At 66.7% G+C, this 18,352-nt stretch carries 15 protein-coding genes and 1 pseudogene; 4 read left to right on the forward strand and 12 right to left on the reverse strand.

From position 1 onward, the window contains the following. The first annotated feature begins 70 nt into the window (after positions 1 to 70). Positions 71 to 1,381 (forward strand): HNH endonuclease signature motif containing protein, encoded by a 1,311-nt coding sequence (locus A5678_RS04410; RefSeq protein ID WP_068039352.1) that lies wholly within the window; start codon positions 71 to 73, stop codon positions 1,379 to 1,381. 1 nt (position 1,382) lies between these two features. Here A5678_RS04410 and A5678_RS04415 read toward each other — a convergent pair whose 3' ends face one another. From A5678_RS04415 to A5678_RS04445, 7 genes and pseudogenes are all read right to left on the reverse strand, one after another. Then, complete coding sequence (locus tag A5678_RS04415; protein WP_068038998.1) at positions 1,383 to 2,663, reverse strand: hypothetical protein; 1,281 nt, start codon at positions 2,661 to 2,663, stop codon at positions 1,383 to 1,385. Positions 2,664 to 2,667: 4 nt separating this feature from the next. Continuing rightward, a complete protein-coding gene (locus A5678_RS04420; RefSeq protein WP_068039001.1) occupies positions 2,668 to 3,432 on the reverse strand; it encodes an SDR family NAD(P)-dependent oxidoreductase in 765 nt (254 codons plus the stop codon). Further along, positions 3,429 to 5,797, reverse strand: a pseudogene (locus tag A5678_RS04425) (CaiB/BaiF CoA transferase family protein). The gene A5678_RS04420 and the pseudogene A5678_RS04425 overlap by 4 nt, the downstream one beginning before the upstream one ends. Beyond that, on the reverse strand, positions 5,794 to 6,762 hold the full coding sequence (locus A5678_RS04430; RefSeq protein ID WP_068039009.1) for an enoyl-CoA hydratase/isomerase family protein: 969 nt from the start codon (positions 6,760 to 6,762) through the stop codon (positions 5,794 to 5,796). The pseudogene A5678_RS04425 and the gene A5678_RS04430 overlap by 4 nt, the downstream one beginning before the upstream one ends. A gap of 29 nt (positions 6,763 to 6,791) precedes the next feature. Further along, positions 6,792 to 7,640 carry a mycofactocin-coupled SDR family oxidoreductase gene (locus A5678_RS04435; protein WP_068039012.1) on the reverse strand — a complete coding sequence of 283 codons (849 nt, stop codon included), beginning with the start codon at positions 7,638 to 7,640 and terminating at the stop codon, positions 6,792 to 6,794. After that, positions 7,640 to 8,842: a cytochrome P450 gene (locus A5678_RS04440; protein ID WP_068039015.1), complete on the reverse strand. Its 1,203-nt coding sequence runs from the start codon at positions 8,840 to 8,842 to the stop codon at positions 7,640 to 7,642. The genes A5678_RS04435 and A5678_RS04440 overlap by 1 nt, the downstream gene beginning before the upstream one ends. A 258-nt stretch (positions 8,843 to 9,100) precedes the next feature. Then, positions 9,101 to 9,787 (reverse strand): TetR/AcrR family transcriptional regulator, encoded by a 687-nt coding sequence (locus tag A5678_RS04445; RefSeq protein WP_068039017.1) that lies wholly within the window; start codon positions 9,785 to 9,787, stop codon positions 9,101 to 9,103. Between the two features lie 262 nt (positions 9,788 to 10,049). On the opposite strand from A5678_RS04445, the gene A5678_RS04450 reads away from it, so the two are divergent. Next, positions 10,050 to 10,622 (forward strand): preprotein translocase subunit SecD, encoded by a 573-nt coding sequence (locus A5678_RS04450; protein WP_068039020.1) that lies wholly within the window; start codon positions 10,050 to 10,052, stop codon positions 10,620 to 10,622. Between the two features lies 1 nt (position 10,623). After that, positions 10,624 to 11,454, forward strand: coding sequence for a sugar phosphate isomerase/epimerase (locus tag A5678_RS04455; protein WP_068039023.1), 831 nt, complete (start codon positions 10,624 to 10,626; stop codon positions 11,452 to 11,454). Between the two features lie 359 nt (positions 11,455 to 11,813). On the opposite strand, the gene A5678_RS26310 is transcribed toward A5678_RS04455, so the two are convergent. The 3 genes from A5678_RS26310 to A5678_RS04465 all read right to left on the reverse strand — a co-directional run bounded on the left by A5678_RS26310 (position 11,814) and on the right by A5678_RS04465 (position 15,078). Next, positions 11,814 to 12,062 carry a hypothetical protein gene (locus A5678_RS26310; RefSeq protein ID WP_082945378.1) on the reverse strand — a complete coding sequence of 83 codons (249 nt, stop codon included), beginning with the start codon at positions 12,060 to 12,062 and terminating at the stop codon, positions 11,814 to 11,816. Positions 12,063 to 12,227: 165 nt separating this feature from the next. Beyond that, positions 12,228 to 13,463, reverse strand: a complete 1,236-nt coding sequence (locus A5678_RS04460; RefSeq protein WP_068039026.1) for an FAD-dependent oxidoreductase — start codon at positions 13,461 to 13,463, stop codon at positions 12,228 to 12,230. A 13-nt stretch (positions 13,464 to 13,476) separates the two neighbouring features. Beyond that, the gene (locus tag A5678_RS04465; protein WP_068039356.1) at positions 13,477 to 15,078 is read right to left on the reverse strand and encodes an arylsulfatase; all 1,602 of its coding nucleotides are present in this window, start codon (positions 15,076 to 15,078) and stop codon (positions 13,477 to 13,479) included. 118 nt (positions 15,079 to 15,196) lie between these two features. On the opposite strand from A5678_RS04465, the gene A5678_RS04470 reads away from it, so the two are divergent. Continuing rightward, on the forward strand, positions 15,197 to 16,216 hold the full coding sequence (locus A5678_RS04470) for a nitronate monooxygenase family protein (protein WP_068039029.1): 1,020 nt from the start codon (positions 15,197 to 15,199) through the stop codon (positions 16,214 to 16,216). Here A5678_RS04470 and A5678_RS04475 read toward each other — a convergent pair. After that, complete coding sequence (locus A5678_RS04475; protein ID WP_068039032.1) at positions 16,211 to 17,032, reverse strand: class I SAM-dependent methyltransferase; 822 nt, start codon at positions 17,030 to 17,032, stop codon at positions 16,211 to 16,213. The two genes, A5678_RS04470 and A5678_RS04475, sit on opposite strands and share 6 nt — an antisense overlap. A gap of 3 nt (positions 17,033 to 17,035) precedes the next feature. Beyond that, entirely contained in the window at positions 17,036 to 18,304 is a 1,269-nt protein-coding gene (locus tag A5678_RS04480) for an amidohydrolase family protein (protein WP_068039035.1), read from the reverse strand. Positions 18,305 to 18,352: the final 48 nt, after the last annotated feature.

Genomic DNA, 18,352 nt, shown 5'->3' on the forward strand with positions numbered 1-18,352 from the left:
CCGATAGTTTCAAGGTGTGAGTATTGATCGCGAGGCCGTGTTGGCAGCATTCGACACCATCGACGCTGCCATGGGCGATCTTGTCGGCTACGAAGGCGACGATCTGGCCACCCGGGAGCAGCTGGCGATGTTGGAGCGCTGCGAGAAGGTGCGCCGCCAGCTGCCGGCTATCGAGCATCCGCTGATCAACAACTTGACCCGCCAGGCCACCGCAGAGGAGCTGGGCGGCAAGCTCTCCCACGCGATCGCCGAGTCAACTTTGGTCAGCCGCGCCGAAGCGTCGAGGCGCATCAAAGAGGCGACCGACCTGGGTCCCCGGCGCGGGCTGACCGGGGAACCGCTGGATCCGATCCTGCCGGCCACCGCCGCCGCCCAACGCGATGGGAGGCTTGGCGGCGGACAGGTGGCGGTGATCCGCAGGTTCTTCCATCAGCTGCCCGGCTGGGTGGACTTCGCCACGCGCCAGGCCGTCGAAGCCGACCTTGCAACGCACGGAACGCGGTACCGCCCCGAGCAATTGGCAGAGCTCGCCGATCACATCGCCGATTGCCTGAACCCAGACGGCACCTACACCGACGACGACCGGGCACGGCGTCGTGGACTGACCCTGGGCAAGCAGCAAGCCGACGGCATGTCGGAGTTGCGCGGCCTGCTCACCCCCGAAGCCCGCGCCACCGTGGAGGCGGTGTTGGCCAAGCTCGCCGCGCCCGGCATGTGCAACCCACTGGACGACGCGCCCTGCGTGGACGGCGCGCCCAGCCAGGATGCGATCGACCGTGACGGCCGATCCGCGGCCCAACGCAACCACGACGCGCTACTGGCGGCGAACCGTGCGCTGCTGGCGTCGGGAAAGCTGGGCCAGCACAATGGCTTGCCGGCCTCCATCGTCGTCACCACGACGCTGCAAGAGCTGGAAGCCGCCGCCGGGCGTGGCCTCACCGGCGGAGGCACCATCCTGCCGATGAGCGATGTGATTCGGCTGGCCCGCCACGCGCGTCATTATTTGGCGATCTTCGACAAGGGAAAAGCCCTGGCCCTCTATCACACGAAACGACTCGCCTCCCCCGGCCAGCGAATCGTGCTGTATGCCAAGGACCGCGGCTGCTCTGCACCCGGCTGCACCGTCCCGGGCTACTACTCCGAGGTCCATCACGTCACCGACTGGGCCAAATGTCGGCGCACCGACGTCGACGGCATCACCTTCGCCTGCGGACCCCACCATCGCCTGCTCAAACCCGGCGGCTGGACAACCCGTAAGAATGCCAAGGGCGACACCGAGTGGCTTCCACCCCCACATCTGGACCGGGGCCGACCGCGCAGCAACACTTTTCATCACCCCGAGAAACTGCTGCGCGATAAAGATGACGACGACGAGCCGTAGCTCAGGGGCTCGTCCCTGCCAGCGCTTCGTCGAGCAGATCACTGATGCGATGCCGATCCCACAGGAACAGCAGGTTCGACAGCATCTGCAGTGGCGCGCGTATGCCCTCGTCGTCCCTGATCAGTGGATGGCGTCGACTGTCCGGTATGGCTTCGAATCGCTTGCGGATCAACGCCGGCACGCCCAGCAGCCAGGCGACGCCCATCGCCGCCGCGTACAACAGTGTGTGTCGGAGCAACCGAACCGGATCGAGTTCCGGTCCGCCACAACGATGGAACTCGGTGACGAACAGCTGCAACAGCTCGTCGAGATAAGAGTCCCACACGTCGGTTTCGGCGCCGGACATGGCTCCCCAGATCGCCATGCCGAGATTCATCTGGCTGGCGCATCCCCAGTCCATCAGGCCGCAGCGTAGACCGTCGTCGGCGTCGCGCCAAAACCATGCGTTGTCTATGTTGGCGTTCCAATGGCACAGCGCGACATAGTCGGAGTCGTCGGCCAGCAGGCCCGCGACCGTGTGCTCGTGGCGCGCGAACCGGGGCACGTCCGCGCGCATGCGTGCGATGAGCTCCGGTGAACAAGCGGGCAGCAGCCCGGGGCGGATCTCTGCGAATTCCGCCAGTCGGTCCACCCGGCGCTCCAGCTTCTCGGTGGACAGCAGCGCCCGATCCCCCACCGTCGCGGCCGCGACGTCCACCGGGAAGTGTGCGGTGAGCTCGGCGGGCAGCCACCCGGATCGGTGGGTGCCGGCGAGCCGGGCCAGCGCGGTGAGCAGCGCTCGATAGTGTCCGAGCGGCTCGGGCATCTCGTAGTCGAGGCATTTGTGATACTGCCGTTCGATCCCGTTGCAGCCGAATCGGATCCGCTCTGTGACCAGTATTCCGGTGCCGGTCTGGCGCTGATAGTCGGCGAACAGCGCGTGGGGTATCGCGATCGGAAATTCCGGAGCCCGGGACAGGGCGGCGAACCACACCTCGGCCTCCATCTGGGTCTTGCCGCGATCACGCGCCGGGTCGTCGAAGTCGCGCGAGAACTTGACGAAAAGGTCGGCGGGCAGGTCCGGGGCGGGCTTGGCGTATTCGACGGAGAGCATGGTCTTGCGTCCCGTGCTACCGCCGGCCACCTCACGAAACCCGGAAACGCGCGCGACGCCGTTGTCGCGCAACGCACCCGAGGCGAGGAACGCCTCGGTGAGAAACCGCGCCGCACCACTTTCCAGCGCCGCGGGGTCGGCCGGAAACGCCAACCCGTACCGGTCGCCGACGGCCCAATGCGAAGTCAATTGCTCACCAGGTTTGTTCGGCCGCGCGCACCAGCATGTGATTGACGGCCACCCGGCGGTCACGGGTCACCATGAACAGGACCGCGTCGGCGATGTCCTCGGGGCGCAGCATGACCATCCCGGCGGTCTGGCGCTCGAAGGCCTCCCGCGACGACTCGGGGAGGTGGCCGAAGATCTCGGTATCCACCGTCCCGGGGCCCACCACGCCGACCCGGACGCGCTGCCCGAGCACCTCCTGCCGAATGCCCTCGCTGAAAGCGTTCACCCCGAACTTGGTCAGCGAGTAGACCGCGGTGTTCGGCCGGGCCACCCACCCGGCGGTCGAACTGATGTTGACCAGATCGGCGACACCGCGCGGCGAGTCGGCGGCGGCGTCGATCAGGTACGGCAGCGCCGCACGCGTGACGTACAGAACCCCTTGCACATTGACCGTCACCATGGCATCCCAATCCCGCAGCGACGCCTCGGCCGCCGGCCCGGATTGCATCAGCCCAGCGTTGTTCACCACGGTGTCGAGCCGGCCGAACTCCGCGGCGGCGCGCCGCACGGCCGCCGACACCTCCTCGGCGTCGGTGACATCGGCCGCCACGGCCAGCGCTGTGCCACCGGCGGTTTCGATGTCGGCTTTCAGCTCGGCGAGCCGGTCCGCGCGGCGCGCGAGCAGGGCCACCGCCGCGCCTTCCGCGGCCAGCGCTTTGGCCGTTGCTGCCCCGATACCGCTGCTGGCGCCGGTAACCAGGGCCGCGGTGTGTGCAAGTGTCCCGGTCATGCGCCCAGTATCTCGTGTAGCACGTACTCGGTGTGCTCGCCAAGGTCGGGCGCACCGTGAGCGATGCGCGCCTGGCCGCGGGCCATCCGCCAGGACGGCCCGACGATCGGGCGCTGGCCCTCACGATGATCGCTGACGAAGCGGTACAGCTCGCGGTCCCACAGTCGTTGATCACCGATCACGTCGAGCGCGGTGGCGCTCTTGCCGGCCGGGACACCCGCGGCGCGCAGGCGATCCGCGAGCTGCTCGGCTTCGTGGCGCCGAGTGAGCTGCGCGAGACAGGCGTCGAGCGTCTCGGCATCGCGCCGTCGCCCCTCCATGGTGGCGTAGCGGGGTTCTCGGGTGAGCAATTCCGCATCGAGCACGTCGCACAACCCGCGCCACTGCGCGTCGTCGGCTACGGCGACCGTGATCCAGGCGCCGTCCGCGCAGGGATAGCAGCCGTGCGGGCACAGGTCGGGGTGAGCATTGCCGTTGGGCCGAAACGCTTGTCCCGTCAGGGCTTGCTCAAGCAGGCAGTCGCCGATCATCGACGACAGGGTTTCGACGGCCGAGAGGTCGACGAACTGTCCGGCGCCGCTGAGTTCGCGATGCAGTAATGCGACCACCGCGGCGTACGCGGCCGCCGCGCCGACGGTCGAATCTCCGTAGCGCATGCTGGTCCCGAGGGGCGGCCCCCCGCGATAGCCGACCAGCGGGGCCAGCCCGGCCAGGGCGGCGAAGCATGGCGCGTAACCGGTTTGATGACCCAGCGGCCCGTCGTTACCCCACATCTTGATCGACACGGAGATGATGTCCGCCTTGATCTCCGTCAGCTGCGCATAGCCTAAGCCCTGGCGTTCCATCGCACCCGGGCGCAGGTTGTTGATCACGATGTCGCTGCGGGCGATCAGCTCACGCAGCCGCGCCATGCCCTCGGTGGACTTGATATCGAGGTCCACACTGAGGATTTCGGGGTTGATGCTGAGGAAATACGGCGCGTGGTTGATGTCGGTGCCGCCGTAGGCACGCATCTCCTCGGGGCTACCCGCGGTTTCGACCTTGATGACCTCGGCGCCCAGCATGGCCAGCAGCTTGCCCGCGTAGGGCCCGGCCCACACCTTGGTGAGCTCGACGACCCGGACTCCTTGCAGCGGCCCACCGCGCGGATTCTTGGGTGGCTTGAGTTGCGGCCACTTGACTTGCGGCCGCGGTCGCGGGCCATCGATGCGGCCCAGGACCTGACCGGTGTGCTGGCCGAGGGCCGGTGCGGCGGAGGTGATTCGGGCCGGCGATGCGCTGAACGCGTATGGCACGGTCGGATATGCGGCACCGCCCAGCACCGGGTGCCGCACTTGCTGAAAGAAACCCCGGTGCCGGTACTGCGGTGAACGATGCAGGTCCGCGGCACCGTTCACCGGTACCAGCGGTACGCCCAGGCGCTGGGCTCGGTCGGACGCTTCGTCCTTGGCAAGGTCCCGAACCCACGCCACGAAGCCCCGCTGGAACGCAGCTACTTTTTCCGGGGTGACGGAGAACTCCAGCCAGTCGTCGTCGAACGCGTTCAGCCAATCCGGATGAGCCATCAGTTCTTTCAGGCCGAGCCAGTGGGCGCGGCTGGTCATGTACAGGTAGACGAAACCGTCGGCGCAGGCGAAAAACGCCGCCGGACCCACCTGGTCATAGTCGCTGCGGTGGCCTTCGGCGGGCACCTCACCGGTGATGAACCGGCCGATGATGCAGTCGGCGCGGGAGACCAGCACGGCGTGTTCGGAAATGTCGATGGACTGTCCGTGGCCGTTGTGCAGGCGCCCGAACAGCGATGCCGTCACGCAAAGCGCGGCGTCCAGTCCCGCTTCGTAGTCGGCCAGGAACCGGCCAGGCCCCTGCAGCGGCGGCTTGGCGGGATCGGGGTGGCTCGGCGTGTGGTACCCCCAACCGCTGGCGTGGAACACGTTGAGGCTCTTGGCGTTGCCGAACTCGGGGGGCGCATCCCGCCCGAACGGCGTGATCGAACAGAACACCACGTCCGGATGCCGCCGCGACCAATCGCTGGCCCCGTCGAAGGAACCGTCGTCGACGACCGCGTCGGCCGTCCCGATGAGCCGGTGCAGGGTCTCCGCACCGGCGGCGGGCCGGACATCCAGCACGACGGACTGCTTGTTGGTGTTGAGGTACGCGAAAAGCCCGCTGCCGTCGAGGCCGTCGGCGACGATGGGAGCCATCGCGCGCGTCGGACTGCCGCACTCCGGCGCCTCGACCTTGACGACCTCGGCACCGAAGTCGGCCAACAACTTTCCGCAGTACTCCCCCGCAACGGAACCGGCCAGCTCGACGACCCGGAAACCCGTCAGCGCCGACATGCGAGCCGTCCCAAGACGGTCAGGGCTTCGAGCGTCCCGAGCGGCTCAGACGCCACTCCGGCGGGAAGTTCAGGTCGTTGTCCTTCACCACGTTGTTGAGGCCCTTCTCGAAGGTGCCCGCTGTCAGGTCCACTTCCTCCGCGTCGTTGGTGATCATCGGCAGCATGCCCTCGACCATGCCGGTGAGCAGGCTGCCGAAGTATTCGCCCTTGTGCTGCTTGTAAAGCTCGAGGAAGGTCTTCTGCACCGCGACGGTGTCGGTCGGGCGGGAACGCGAGCAGGCCATCGCGTACTTCAGCGTCTCTTCTTCCAGCTTCTCGCGCGGCACCACGCTGTTGACGAAGCCGCACTCGTACATCTCCTTCGCGCTGAATGGCCGTCCGGTGAACAGCATTTCGGAGAATTTGCGCAGGCCCATCGTCTCGGCCCACCACCACAGGCGCGGTCCCCAACCCACGTAGCGAAACGCCGGGTGGCCGAACAGGGCGTCGTCGGAGGAGACCACCAGGTCGGCGTCGCCCGCCTGGTAGAAGTGCCAGCCGTAGCAGTAGCCCTTGGCCTCGATGATGCTGATCTTGCGCAGCTCCTGCAGCGGGCGGTTTCCCGCGCGGGCCTTGGCGTAGAAGTCGGTGACGGTCGAAAGGTAGCGATACGACCCGCCGGGCGGGTACTTGACGTCGTCATCGTTGATCGCCAACTCGTGCAGCAGCGGCATGCCCGGGTTTTCCAGCATGCCCCGCTGCTCGGGCAGGTCGCCACCGCTTCCGAAATCGTCTCCCTCGCCACGGATCACGACGACCTTGACATCGTCGTCCACGTTGCACTTGTGGATCAGGTCGGCGTAGTTCTGCCGCATGCCCAAGGTGGTGGAGTTGAGCTCCTCGGGGCGGTTGAAGGTGATGTAGGCGATCCGGTTCTTCTTGTCCTTCTCGAACTTGATGTACTGCTCGGCTTCCTTCTTCATTTCTTCGTAGTCGTATTCGGGCATCGTCTTCTCCAACTTCTCTTGAATAGCGCTTATTTGAGCAAGCTGCCCGCGTCGACGGGAAGCGAAACGCCAGTGACATAACGAGATTCGTCAGAGGCGAGGAATAGGACCGCATTGCTGATGTCTACGGCGTCCACCCACGGCACCGGCAGGGTGTGCATCATCTGGGAAATCGGCGCGAAGTCGTCCGGCCCGGGATTTTCCAAGTCCGGACGAAAGAGCCGGAATGTGTTGTCATTCATCACCATCGTAGTGCTGACCTGCGTGGGCAGCACGGAGTTGACGCGGATCATGTGCTGGCCCAGCTCGACGGCGAAGGCACGCATCAGACCGATCACGCCGTGCTTGGCGGCGATGTAGTGGCCGGTGTTCGGGTAGGCTTTGCGGCCGCCGACCGAGCTGGTGAGGATGATCGAGCCGCCGCGACCACCCGCAAGTATGTGCGGCACGCCCGCTTTGACCGTATGCCAGACGCCGCTGAGGTTGATGTCGATCATGTCCTGCCAGACGTCTTCCCGAATCTTGTGCAGCTTCCTGCCGTCGGTACCCACGCCCGCGTTCGCGACGATGATGTCGAGCCGCCCGAGTTGTTCCACACCGCCGTCCACGGCGGATTTCAGCGCCTCGTAATCGCGGACGTCGACCTGCGCGGTGACGATGCGACGGTCTTGGGCTTTCACCAAGTCGGCCGTCTCGGCCAGGTCTTCCGGCGTCGAGTGCGGATACGCCAGGTTGTCGATCGGCCCGCAGACGTCGATCGCGATGATGTCGGCGCCCTCCTGCGCCAAGCGCACTGCGTGGCTGCGACCCTGACCGCGGGCGGCGCCGCTGACGAACGCGACCTTTCCCGCTACCCGGCCCTCGACGCGGCCGGTCATCAGGGCACCACGGTGGGCAGGGTTTCCCAGCCGCGCACCGACGACGTCGGGCTCAGCTTTGCGTTGGCCAGGTCGGGCTCCCACTCCGGGAAGCGCTTGAGGATCTCCTCGAGGGCGACACGTCCTTCCAGCCGGGCCAGCGCCGAACCCAAGCAGAAGTGGGCGCCGACGCTGAACGTGAGGTGCGGCCGGGCGGCGCGATGAATGTTGAATTCGCCCGCGTCGGGCCCAAACTGTCGCTCGTCACGGCAGGCCGCCCCAATCAGCATCAGCATCACGCTGCCTTCCGGCACCGTCTGGCCATAGAGGCTGACGTCGCGAGTTACATAGCGTGCCATGTGCGGCGCGGGGGGCTCGAAGCGCAGCAGCTCCTCGATTGCCTGCGGGATGAGTCCGGGGTTGTCGACGAGCTCGCGACGCTGGCCGGGGTGCTCCGCGAGAACTTTGCCCGCCCAACCGATCAGCCGCGTTGTCGTTTCGTTTCCCGCCCCGGCCACCACGTTGAGGTAGACCAAGATCTCCTCGCGCCTCAGTCGCCGAGTCGTGCCGGTCTCGTCGACGAACTCGACGTTCAGCAGCTCGGTCATGATGTCGTCGGACGGATTGTCGGCACGCCAGTCGATATAAGCCTCGAACTGCTCGCCTACTGACAAGCCGTGCTCGGCGGCACTCATCGGCTTGCCGGGCTCGGTGCGTAGTTGGGCATTGCCGCGATCGCGGATGTATTCCTGATCTTCTTCGGGAATCCCGAGCAGTGCGCTGATGACCTTCATCGGCATGATCGCGCCCAGATCGGAGACGAAGTCGAACCGCCCCGACCCCACCAGTGGGTCCAGTGATTGCGCGCAGAACTCCCGGATCATCGGTTCCAGCGCCGCGATCTTGCGAGGCGTGAACATGCGCGACAGCAGCTTGCGGTGCACGTCGTGGATCGGCGGGTCCTCGAAGATCAACATGCCTGACGGGATCTCGAGGTTGGCCTTGATCAGTTCCATGATCACGCCCCGAGCGGAGCTGTAAGTGCCGTAGTCGATGATTGCCTTGTTTACATCGGCGAATCGGCTCAGCGCGTAGAAGTCGTATTCGGAGTTGTAGTAAAGCGGCGCCTCGTCACGCAGGCGCTTGAACATGGGATATGGGTCGGCAATCAGCTCGACATCATATGGGTCGAATCGAACATGGCTATCGGTGCTCGCCGTCACGAAATTTCTCCTACTGCAGACATTTCCGGGTACCGACACCCCCTGCGCAACAGAGCCGGCACCGCCGGTCTGTCAGCGCCGGATCGGGCTCGGCCAATTTGTACACTCCGCTTAATTGGATTGTTCGCACGTGCTCACGGGTTTGGCTGACGCGGCCCGTGAACGTGGACCTACTCTATTCTCGTAGAGAACCATACAGCGGGTGGCCTGGCAAGGGCCAGAGCCAGAGCCACACACGCCGTGTCCCGCCCCGCAGGCTCACCCGGATCCGGCTACCCGGCTGCGGCGCGCTGCCGACACGCGGTCGCTCCGTGTGAGGCGGCCCTTGTTCGGACTCTTGAGAATCCCCACCGCCATCGCCGACAAGATGCCATCTAACTGCTCCGCGGTATCGATGAGCCGGTCGCCATGGGCGAGCCGCTGCAGCAGGCCGTTGATGAAGGTCAACGTCACATTGCTCAGGTCCTCGACCACGGCTGGGTCAAGGTCCGCGCCGTGCGGCATGAGCTGGACCAGGATTTCCCGGTGCAGCTTGGTGAATTCGTCCGTGGCCCGCTGCAGGATCGCGGCCAGCGACGGATCGCGGGCGGCCTGCATGGTCAGCTCATACCTGGCCTTGGTGCGGAACAACTGTGGCTCGTTACCGGAGCGAATGACCACTTGGGACAGCCGCGAGGGCGACGGGTTGTCGCCCCGACCGTCGGAGTCATCGGCGACGGACCGTAGGTCGGCGAGGTCGAGCTCCGCCAACCGCTCGGCCACGGCACGCAGCAGCGCGGAGCGGGTGCGGAAGTAGAACGACGTGGTGCCGTCGGGCACGCCGGCTTTGCGGTCGACCTTGAGGTGGCTCAAGCCCTTGGCCCCGTCGTCGGCCAACAACTGAATCGCCACATCGCACAGGTCGCGGCGGCGCTCCCCGGGATTAGGTTTTCGGCGTTTGTCCATGGCGATCCATCTCGGACCGAGACCTTACTCTATATTCGTAGTGTCGGTAAAGGGCCGGTGTGATCGCCGATGATGGCGGGCCGGTGGGCCACCGGGCGGGAGTCTCCCCCGCCCCGCACGAAAATGTCTGTGACGCAACGACTATCGGGCAACGACGAGACGACGTCTGTTCGACTGGAACAATGGTCGGATGATTGGACGTCGGAGTGATCAGACAGAGAGCGCGGTGCGGCATCGCTGCGGGCGCCGCCACGGGCGCCTCATGGCCGCCTGGCTCGCTAGCGCCGGCCTGGTCGGGGCGCTGATCTGCGGTTGTCACCCGACGAGGCATCAGGCCGCACCCACCACGTCGACCACCACTGCCACCACCGCCCCGGCGCCCACCACAACCGCATCGCCCGCGCCGATCGTGAAGATTGCGCCGCTGCCCGTCCGGCCGGTGAACAAGTCTCAGCCGACCACCCCGGACAAGTGTCCGGCCACCGATCGCGTGGTAGCACCGACTGATGCGCTCACCACCTGTGATATCGGGCGGACCACGTTGTACATGCTGGGGCCGGAGAGCATGCAACTCGGGCTGATACACGTCGACCCACCGACGTCACTGGCCGCGGGTTTCTACGAGGTGACCCTGACCCTGGACCCACCATCGGCGACCGCGTGGGCGTCCTACACCGCCGCGCATCTCAAAGACCACGTAGCCTTCATCCGCGACAACCTCGTCCTGGAGGCGCCGATCATCGAAGACCAGGTCGCCTCCGGACGAATCGCGCTGACCACCCAAACGGCCGAGGCGGCAGCGCAATTGGCCCAGCTGGCCGGCCGGCCCTCATGACATGAGCACCACGGGCACGGATCGGCTCGGCATCGGCATGCTGAGCGTGTTCGGCCTTCCCCCAGTCGAATTGGTGAACCTGGCGGCAGATCTCGGCTGCCATTACATCTCCGCCGCCCTGCAGGGAATGCCGTTGGTGCCGCTCGGTTATCCCCGCTACTCGCTGACGGACGACGCCGGCCTGCGACAGACCTTGCTCGCCGCGATGAATGATCGCGGCGTGGCGATCTCACTCGGTGACGGCTTCCTCATCCTGCCCGGGTCCGACGTGAGCGTGTTCGGCACGGATCTCGACGTGCTGGCAGAGCTTGTCGTTCCCCGCATCAATGTGGTCAGCCTCGACCCCGACCTTTCCCGCAGCTTCGACCAGTTCGCCGCGCTGACGGAGCTGGCCGCCGAGCGCGGCATCCAGACACTCCTCGAAGCGGTGCCCGGCCTGACCGTCGGCGACCTGCCGACGGCACTCGCCGCGCTGGAACACGTGGGGCGGCCCGCTTTCCGCTTGCTGATCGACACCATGCATCTGGTCCGCTCGGGTTCGGGCGCCGCCGATCTCGCAGCGATCGACGCGGCCCGCATCGGCTATGCCCAGCTCAACGACACCACGCTGCGGTCGCGCAGCGGAAACTATATGGAAGAAGCCATGTTTGAGCGCATGGTTCCCGGTGAGGGCGAGTTGCCCCTGCATGACATCCTCTCGGCGCTCCCATCCGACATCGTGATCGAACTCGAGGTGCCGCGCAGGTCGCTGGCGTTGGACGGGGTCCGCCCGATCGACCGGCTCCGTCCCTGCGTCGAGGCGGCGCGGCAGTTGTTTTCCGAGCTTCCCTGACCCGGCGCTCACCAGGAGCAACGAGCTCACGCAGCCATCGGGCTGATGGGCGTGAAGGCTCGTCCTTCGATGTCCTCACCGATGATCAGCGCGGTTGGATCTTGTGCACCTGAGCCACGTTTGACCATCGATGACGACCATGCCCGACGAGGTCGCAACTATTGTCCGGCTCGCCACATTGCAATCCCAATTCGGCCGAGCAGTTCGGGCAGCGCAGCGATTCGAACGGGCCGAAGCCCCGAACGCGCGCACAGAACAATCGTGGCAGGTATTACGACGTGAGTCGTAGCGACGGGCGAATGCCGGAGACGCACGCCCGCAGGCGAGGCGAACGTCAGTCCGATTGGACTCCGGGGCGGTCAAGTGCAGGGCACCCCATTCGGGCCGCCGACCCATTGCCCGGGCGGCGACTGCCAGGGACAAACCTGCTTGACCTGCCCAGGCGGCAGCGGATTCCAATGACCGTCGTCCACGACGTGTGGGCCCGGCGGAACCGGCGGCGGCCACGGTCCCGGGTGGGCTTGTGCCATACCGGTTCCGAAACTCAGCGCCGCCCCGCACAATGCGCTGGCGACGATGGCCTTACCTGCGAAGTCCTTGAGATTCATTGCCGGCCTCCTCTCGGTCCATGGTTAGCCAATGGCGGCGTCCGAACCGCGGAGACAGAACCATTTCGCGACCTCGAAAATGTCACGCTACGGTTACCCTCGCTCACGAAGACTCAAACCGCCTCCGCGGCCGGCCCGCTCGTCGCGGTGCCTTGGGGCGCAGACTCAACCAGCGCGGGGCCCGGGCGCGCGACGGGCGAATGCGGGCGCATGTTCGGGCCGCACTCCAACGCCGACAAAGTAGGCCGGCACGGCCGACAGCCACGGCAACCGCTTCATCACGCCGAGCAGCGCCGCGGGCGGCGTTGGGTCCGCGCCGCGCAACAGCGGCCCCAGCAACATGTGGTGCAGCACCTGCTGCACCAGTTGGGTCACTACCGTGGGTAACACACGCCGGCGATGCACCGCGGCGAGTTCGCGATCGCCGACCCGGTGTAGTCGCAACGGTTCGGCCAGTATCGTCGCGGCCGCGACGGCATCCTGGATCGCCAGGTTGATGCCGACTCCGCCCAGCGGCGACATCGCGTGCGCCGCATCGCCGATGCACAGCAGTCCCCCGGTGTGCCAGCGCCGCAGCCGATTCACGTGCACGTCCAAATGTTTGATCTCGTCCATGGATTGCAGCGCCGCGACCGACTCGGGCATATCGGGCAGCAGCTCCTCGACATCGCGCCGGAACGCGTCGATGCCGCGGGCCCGCAACTGGGTGTCGATGCCCTTGGGTCCGAGGTAGGCGATTTGGAAGTAGCCCTCCCGCGGGATCACGGCAAGTCCCTTGCCCGGACCGAGGCGAGGCAGGAAGGAGTATTCGGTGTCCTCCTTGTGCGGCAACCGAAACCACCACACGTCGAACTTCACCGGGTATTCGCGCGCCTTCAGTCCGGCCTCTTGACGAACGATCGACCAGCGGCCGTCGCAGGCAACGGTCAGCTCGGCCCGCAATTCGCCCGGGCCGTCGGGCCCGCGGTAGCGCACCCCGGCAACCCTGCCGCCCTCCCGCAGAAGCCCGGTGACTTCGCTGTTCATCCGCAAGGAGAAGCTCGGCTCCTCCTGTGCCGCAGCGGCGAGGAGGTTGAGCAAGTCCCACTGCGGCACCATTGCTACAAACGGGTGGGGCTGGCGTAACCGCTCGAAGTCGACGTAGGTCACCGACCGCCCGTTGGATTCGAGCTTCGCGGTGCGAACCTCGGTAAAAGGCAAGGCCGCAAAGGGTTCCCACAGGCCCAGTTCGTCCAGCAGCCGCATGGTGGTCGGGTGGACCGTGTCGCCGCGGAAGTCCCGCAGGAAGTCACCGTGCTTCTCCATCAGGGTGACCTGGACACCAGCCCGAGCCAGTAGCAGTCCGAGGACCATGCCGGCCGGGCCGCCACCGACGATCGCACACGAGGTTGTCTCAGTCATCAGACCTCAGCCATCAAACTTCGACGTCGAATACCGAGACGGGATCGAGGATGACACCGTTCTCCTCGACGTAGCGATCCCACAACGTCAGCAGCTCGGCCAGCTTGTCGGGGTGCGAGCCGGCGAGATCGTGAATCTCACCCGGGTCTTGCGCGAGGTCGTAGAGTTGCCAGCTGCCCGGACCGTACGGTGCGGGCAGGTGCAGCGCCTTCCAGTCTCCCCGGCGAATGGCGCGGCGGCCGAACAACTCCCAGCCCGTGCCCGTGTCAGCGTCGTGCACGGCCTCCGCGCCGCCCGACAGATACGGCACCAGGGTGCGGCCGCGGATGGGTGCCACCTCGCGCCCGCGATAGGCGGCGCCGGGATGCGCGGCACCCGCAAGTTCCAGCAGCGTCGGGGCGATGTCCATGACGGTGCTGAAGGCGGTGCCGATCTGTCGCTGCCGGTCAAAACCCGGCCAGGTGACGAAACCGACCACCCGGATTCCGCCCTCGGTGGTAAACGCCTTGTGCAGCCGCGACGGCGCGGTGGCCGCTTGCGCCCACCGCGGCCCGTACCAGATGAACGAGGAGGGCCGGCCGAGGTTGTCGACGCTGTTGTCGCAATTCTTTTCGATCTGCGCGGCGATGCGGGCGCCGTGCAGCGGCATCGCCTCGACGATGGCGCCCTCGGCGCCGTTGTCGGACAGGAAGATAACGACGGTGTCGTCGAGTTCGCCGCTGTCCGACAGGTAATCGATCACCCGGCCGATATTCCAGTCCATTCGGTCGACCATGGCGGCGTAGACCTCCATGCTGCGGGCCGACACCGCGCGCTGTTCGGCGGTCATGTCCGCCCATTCCGGGGCGCCGTCGGCAACCACCGGATGCGCCTCGACGTCCGGCGGGCACAGGCCCAGCCGCTTGAGCGCCGCCAGTCGCTCCTCGCGCAGCGCGTCCGGCCCGGCGTCGTAGCGGCCACGGTATTTCGCGATGGATTCGTCCGGGGCCTGCAGCGGCCAGTGCGGCGCCTGGAACGGCAGATATGCGAAGAATGGCCGGTCCTCGTCGGCCGCACGTTCGCGCAGGTACTGCAACAGCTTGTCGGTGTAGGAGTCCGAGGAATAGAAGTCGTCCCCGACCGTGACGAACTGGTCATCCTCGGTGTAAAGCGTTGGGATGGGCGAGAAGCCGCCGGCCGCCCGACCCCCGTAATGGCTTGCCCCCGCCGGCAGCAAGGCGAACGAACGCTCGAACCCCCGCGCCCACGGCGACGTCTCGATGGTGGCGCCCAGGTGCCACTTGCCCGACATGAGCGTCAGGTATCCGGCGTCCCGCAGCAACTCGGGCAACGCCACGACCCGGTCGTTCAGATAGCCCTCATAGCCGGGCGCGCCGTGGAACGCCGGCCCGGCGACCTCCAGCATGGTGCCGATTCCGGCGATGTGGTGGTCCGTTCCCGTCAGCAGCATCGCCCGGGTTGGCGAGCAGGCGGGCGCGGAGTGGAAATCGGTGAGCCGGATCCCCGCGTACGCGAGCCGATCGAGATTGGGTGTCCCGATTTCGCCGCCGAACGCGCCGATATCGGAAAAGCCGAGGTCGTCCGCCACGATCACGAGGAAGTTGGGCCTCTTCACGCTGAAGCATCCTGCCAGGTCCGGCGCCCGGGCGGAATGCTGCCGCAACGCCACGTCGTTATTGTCGAGGCAGCGCTCTTTGCGCCTGCGAGACTGCGACACCGGAAGAGGCTTTGAGATGCTGGCACGGTTCGGGATGTCCATTCCGCTGGTTGCCGCCCCGATGGCGGGCGGCCCGACCACCCCCGCGATGGTGTCGGCCGCCACTCGCGCGGGCGGCCTGGGCATGCTCGCCGCCGGCTACAAGACCGTGGAGGCGGTTGAGGCCGAGGTGAAAAAGGTTCGCGCCGAGGGAATCTCGTTTGGTATCAACGTGTTTGCGCCCAATCCCCTGCCGGTTGATCCCGAGGCCTACCGGGCCTATGCGGCGATCGTTCAGCGGGACGCCGACCAGTTCGGCGTGACGCTACCTCCCGACCCCGTCGAGGACACCGACAAATTCGGCGAGAAGATAGCGCTGTTGCTCGACGACCCGGTTCCCATGGTCTCGTTCACCTTCGGCATCCCGGCGCCCAGCGTGATCGCGGCGCTGCGCAAAGCGGGCAGCGTCGTGGCGCAGACGGTGACCACGCCCGAAGAGGCGGCGCGGGCGCGCGACGCCGGGGTCGACATGATCGCGGTGCAGGCGGCGGCCGCCGGCGGTCACTCGGGCACACTCTCGCCGCGGAAGCCGCTGACACCGGTGCCGATCGCGGAACTGGTCGCGCAAATCGTCGCGACGGTGCCGCTGCCGGTGATCGCCGCCGGTGGGCTCGCAACCCCCGCCGCGGTGGCCGAGGTGATCCGCGCGGGCGCCGCTGCGGCCGCGGTCGGGACGGTGCTGCTGCGCTCCGACGAGAGCGGCGCCTCGGCCACGCACCAGGCGGCCCTGACCGATCCCGCGTATACCGAAACGGTGCTCACGCACGCCTTCACCGGTCGGCCCGCCCGCGGGCTGCACAACGCGTTCATCGACGCCCACGAGGCGCACGCACCGCTGGGCTATCCGGCCATCCACCACCTCACCAGCCCGCTGCGCAAGGCGGCGGCCGCGGCGGGCAAGCCCGACTACGTTCACCTGTGGGCGGGCACCGGGTACCGGAGCGCCAGCGCCGAACCGACGTCCGACATCCTGCGGCGGCTGGCTTCCGGCCTATGAGTATTCGAAGCGGTTCAGCACGTCGTACCGGCCGCCGGGCGTCGCACACGTCAGCTTGTACATCCACCGCACCGCGGGCGATTCGATCTTCTGGTAGCCCGCCAGTGCGGGCGCCTGCTCGACCAACCGCAGCCTCGGGTTCCACGTCTGGAGCTCCCGCGCGTCGCGGGTGCCCCACTTGACGATCCCCCTGGTGAAAAGCCTCGACAGCAGCGGCGCCAGCGCCGACAGCGTGTCGAACTGCATTTCGCCGCAGTCGAATCGGTCGGTCAAGCGCTGCAGCAACTGCCGCACCTCGTGCTCGGCCAGATACATCAGCAGGCCCTCGGCGACCATCAGCGTGGGACGCCCGGTGGGAGTCTGCTCCAGCCACTCCGGATCGGTCACCGACGAGCCGATCATCCGGTAGCGCTCCGTGTCGTCATAGAGCCGCCGCCGCAGGGCGATGACGTCGGGTTGATCGATGTCGAACCACAAGACCGAAGGCGGCACGGCGAGCCGGAACGCGCGGCCGTCGAGGCCGCAACCCAGGTGCAGCACCACCGTGTCGCGGTGACGCCGCAGGAAATCCGCGCACCAGTCGTCGAGCTGCCTGGCGCGCAGGGCGACCAGGTACTGGTTCGACGCCGGAAGCGAGCTCCGATGGATTCGCTTGAAGTCGTAGTCGATCCGGTCCGCCGCTTCCGCTGCCGCCTTGTCACCTAGAATCGGTCGGCTCGAACGGCTTTCGTGGGCGCGCAGATACAGCGTGACGAGATTGGTCCACTCCACCGAGCCCCAACGGACCGAACTGAAGTCGACTTTGGTCGTAGCCATCGCTCAGAACGCCTCGGGATCGCGCTGCACTTCTTCCGGGACCGGGTGGCGGTACAGGCGAGAGGCGTTCTCCCAGCTCAACTTACGAATCACGTCCGGGGGCAGGTCGCCGATCTGCTCGTAGATCGTCTGCTGGGTGTGTGGCCAGGTGGAGTCGCAATGCGGGTAGTCGGCTTCCAGCATGATGTTGTCCACACCGATCCGGTCGCGCTGCACGAACGACGATTTGTCCTCCACCGCGCAGAACCAGAAGTTACGTGTGAAAACCTCGGCAGGAGTGAGGCTTTCACCCAGCGCCTGCCAGGTGCCGTACATCGCGTGATAGCTGAGCATGTGGTCGAGGCGATCCAGCAGCCCGGCCACCCATCCGATGCCGCCTTCCGACAGACAGATCTTCAGGTTGGGGAACCTGCTGGGCAGTCCGGAATACAGCCAGTCGACCGCCGCAGAGATGGCGTAGGCGAAGAACAACACGCCCTGCACGTCCGGCGGAGCGTCGTCGGTGGTGGACGGCGAGGACCCCGACGAGCCGATGTGCAGGTTCACCACGGTCTCCGTCTCGGCGCAGGCCGCCATCATCGGGTCCCAATGCCGGGAGTGAATGCTCGGCAACCCCAGCATCGCCGGGTTCTCACTGAACGTGACGGCGTGGAATCCGCGCTCGGCGTTCTCGTAGATCATCCGCGCGCCGAGCTCGGGGTCGAGCAACCACGGCAACTGGCACGGGATGATGCGTTCGGGATACGAACCCGCCCACACCTCGAGGTGCCAGTCGTTCCACGCCCGCACCGATGCCAGCGCGAGGTCGCGGTCGTTGGTCACCTGCTGCAGCCGCTGGCCGGCGAACCCGGGCAGGAAAGACGGGAAATTCAGCGAGGCGTAGATGCCGTTGAGATCCATGTCCTTGACGCGCTCGTGAATATCCCAGGCACCCCTGCGCATTTCGTCGAATCGGACCGGTTCGAAGCCGTACTCGGCGACGGGCCGGCCGACGACCGCGTTGAATCCGACGTTGGGCAGTTCCCGCCCGTCATAGACCCAGGTCTGTCCTCCGCTGTCGGTCTCCACGACTTTGGGGGCGCGGTCGGCGAACTTGCGCGGCAGCCGTCCGGCGAAGGTGTCCGGAGGCTCGACGATGTGGTCGTCGACGGAGATCACGGTGTAGCGCCGGGGCGCGCGGGGCGGGTCCGGCAGGAAGGTGACCGACCGTTGCTCGCCGGTCTTCGCGGTGGTGAATCTCAGGTCGGCGGCCAGCTCGTCGATCGATTTCACTCGTCAATCTCCTTGCGGGACAGCTTGGTTGAGTGTGTACTGACGGCT

The organism is Mycobacterium sp. E2733 (assembly GCF_001667585.1).
Classification (GTDB): domain Bacteria; phylum Actinomycetota; class Actinomycetes; order Mycobacteriales; family Mycobacteriaceae; genus Mycobacterium.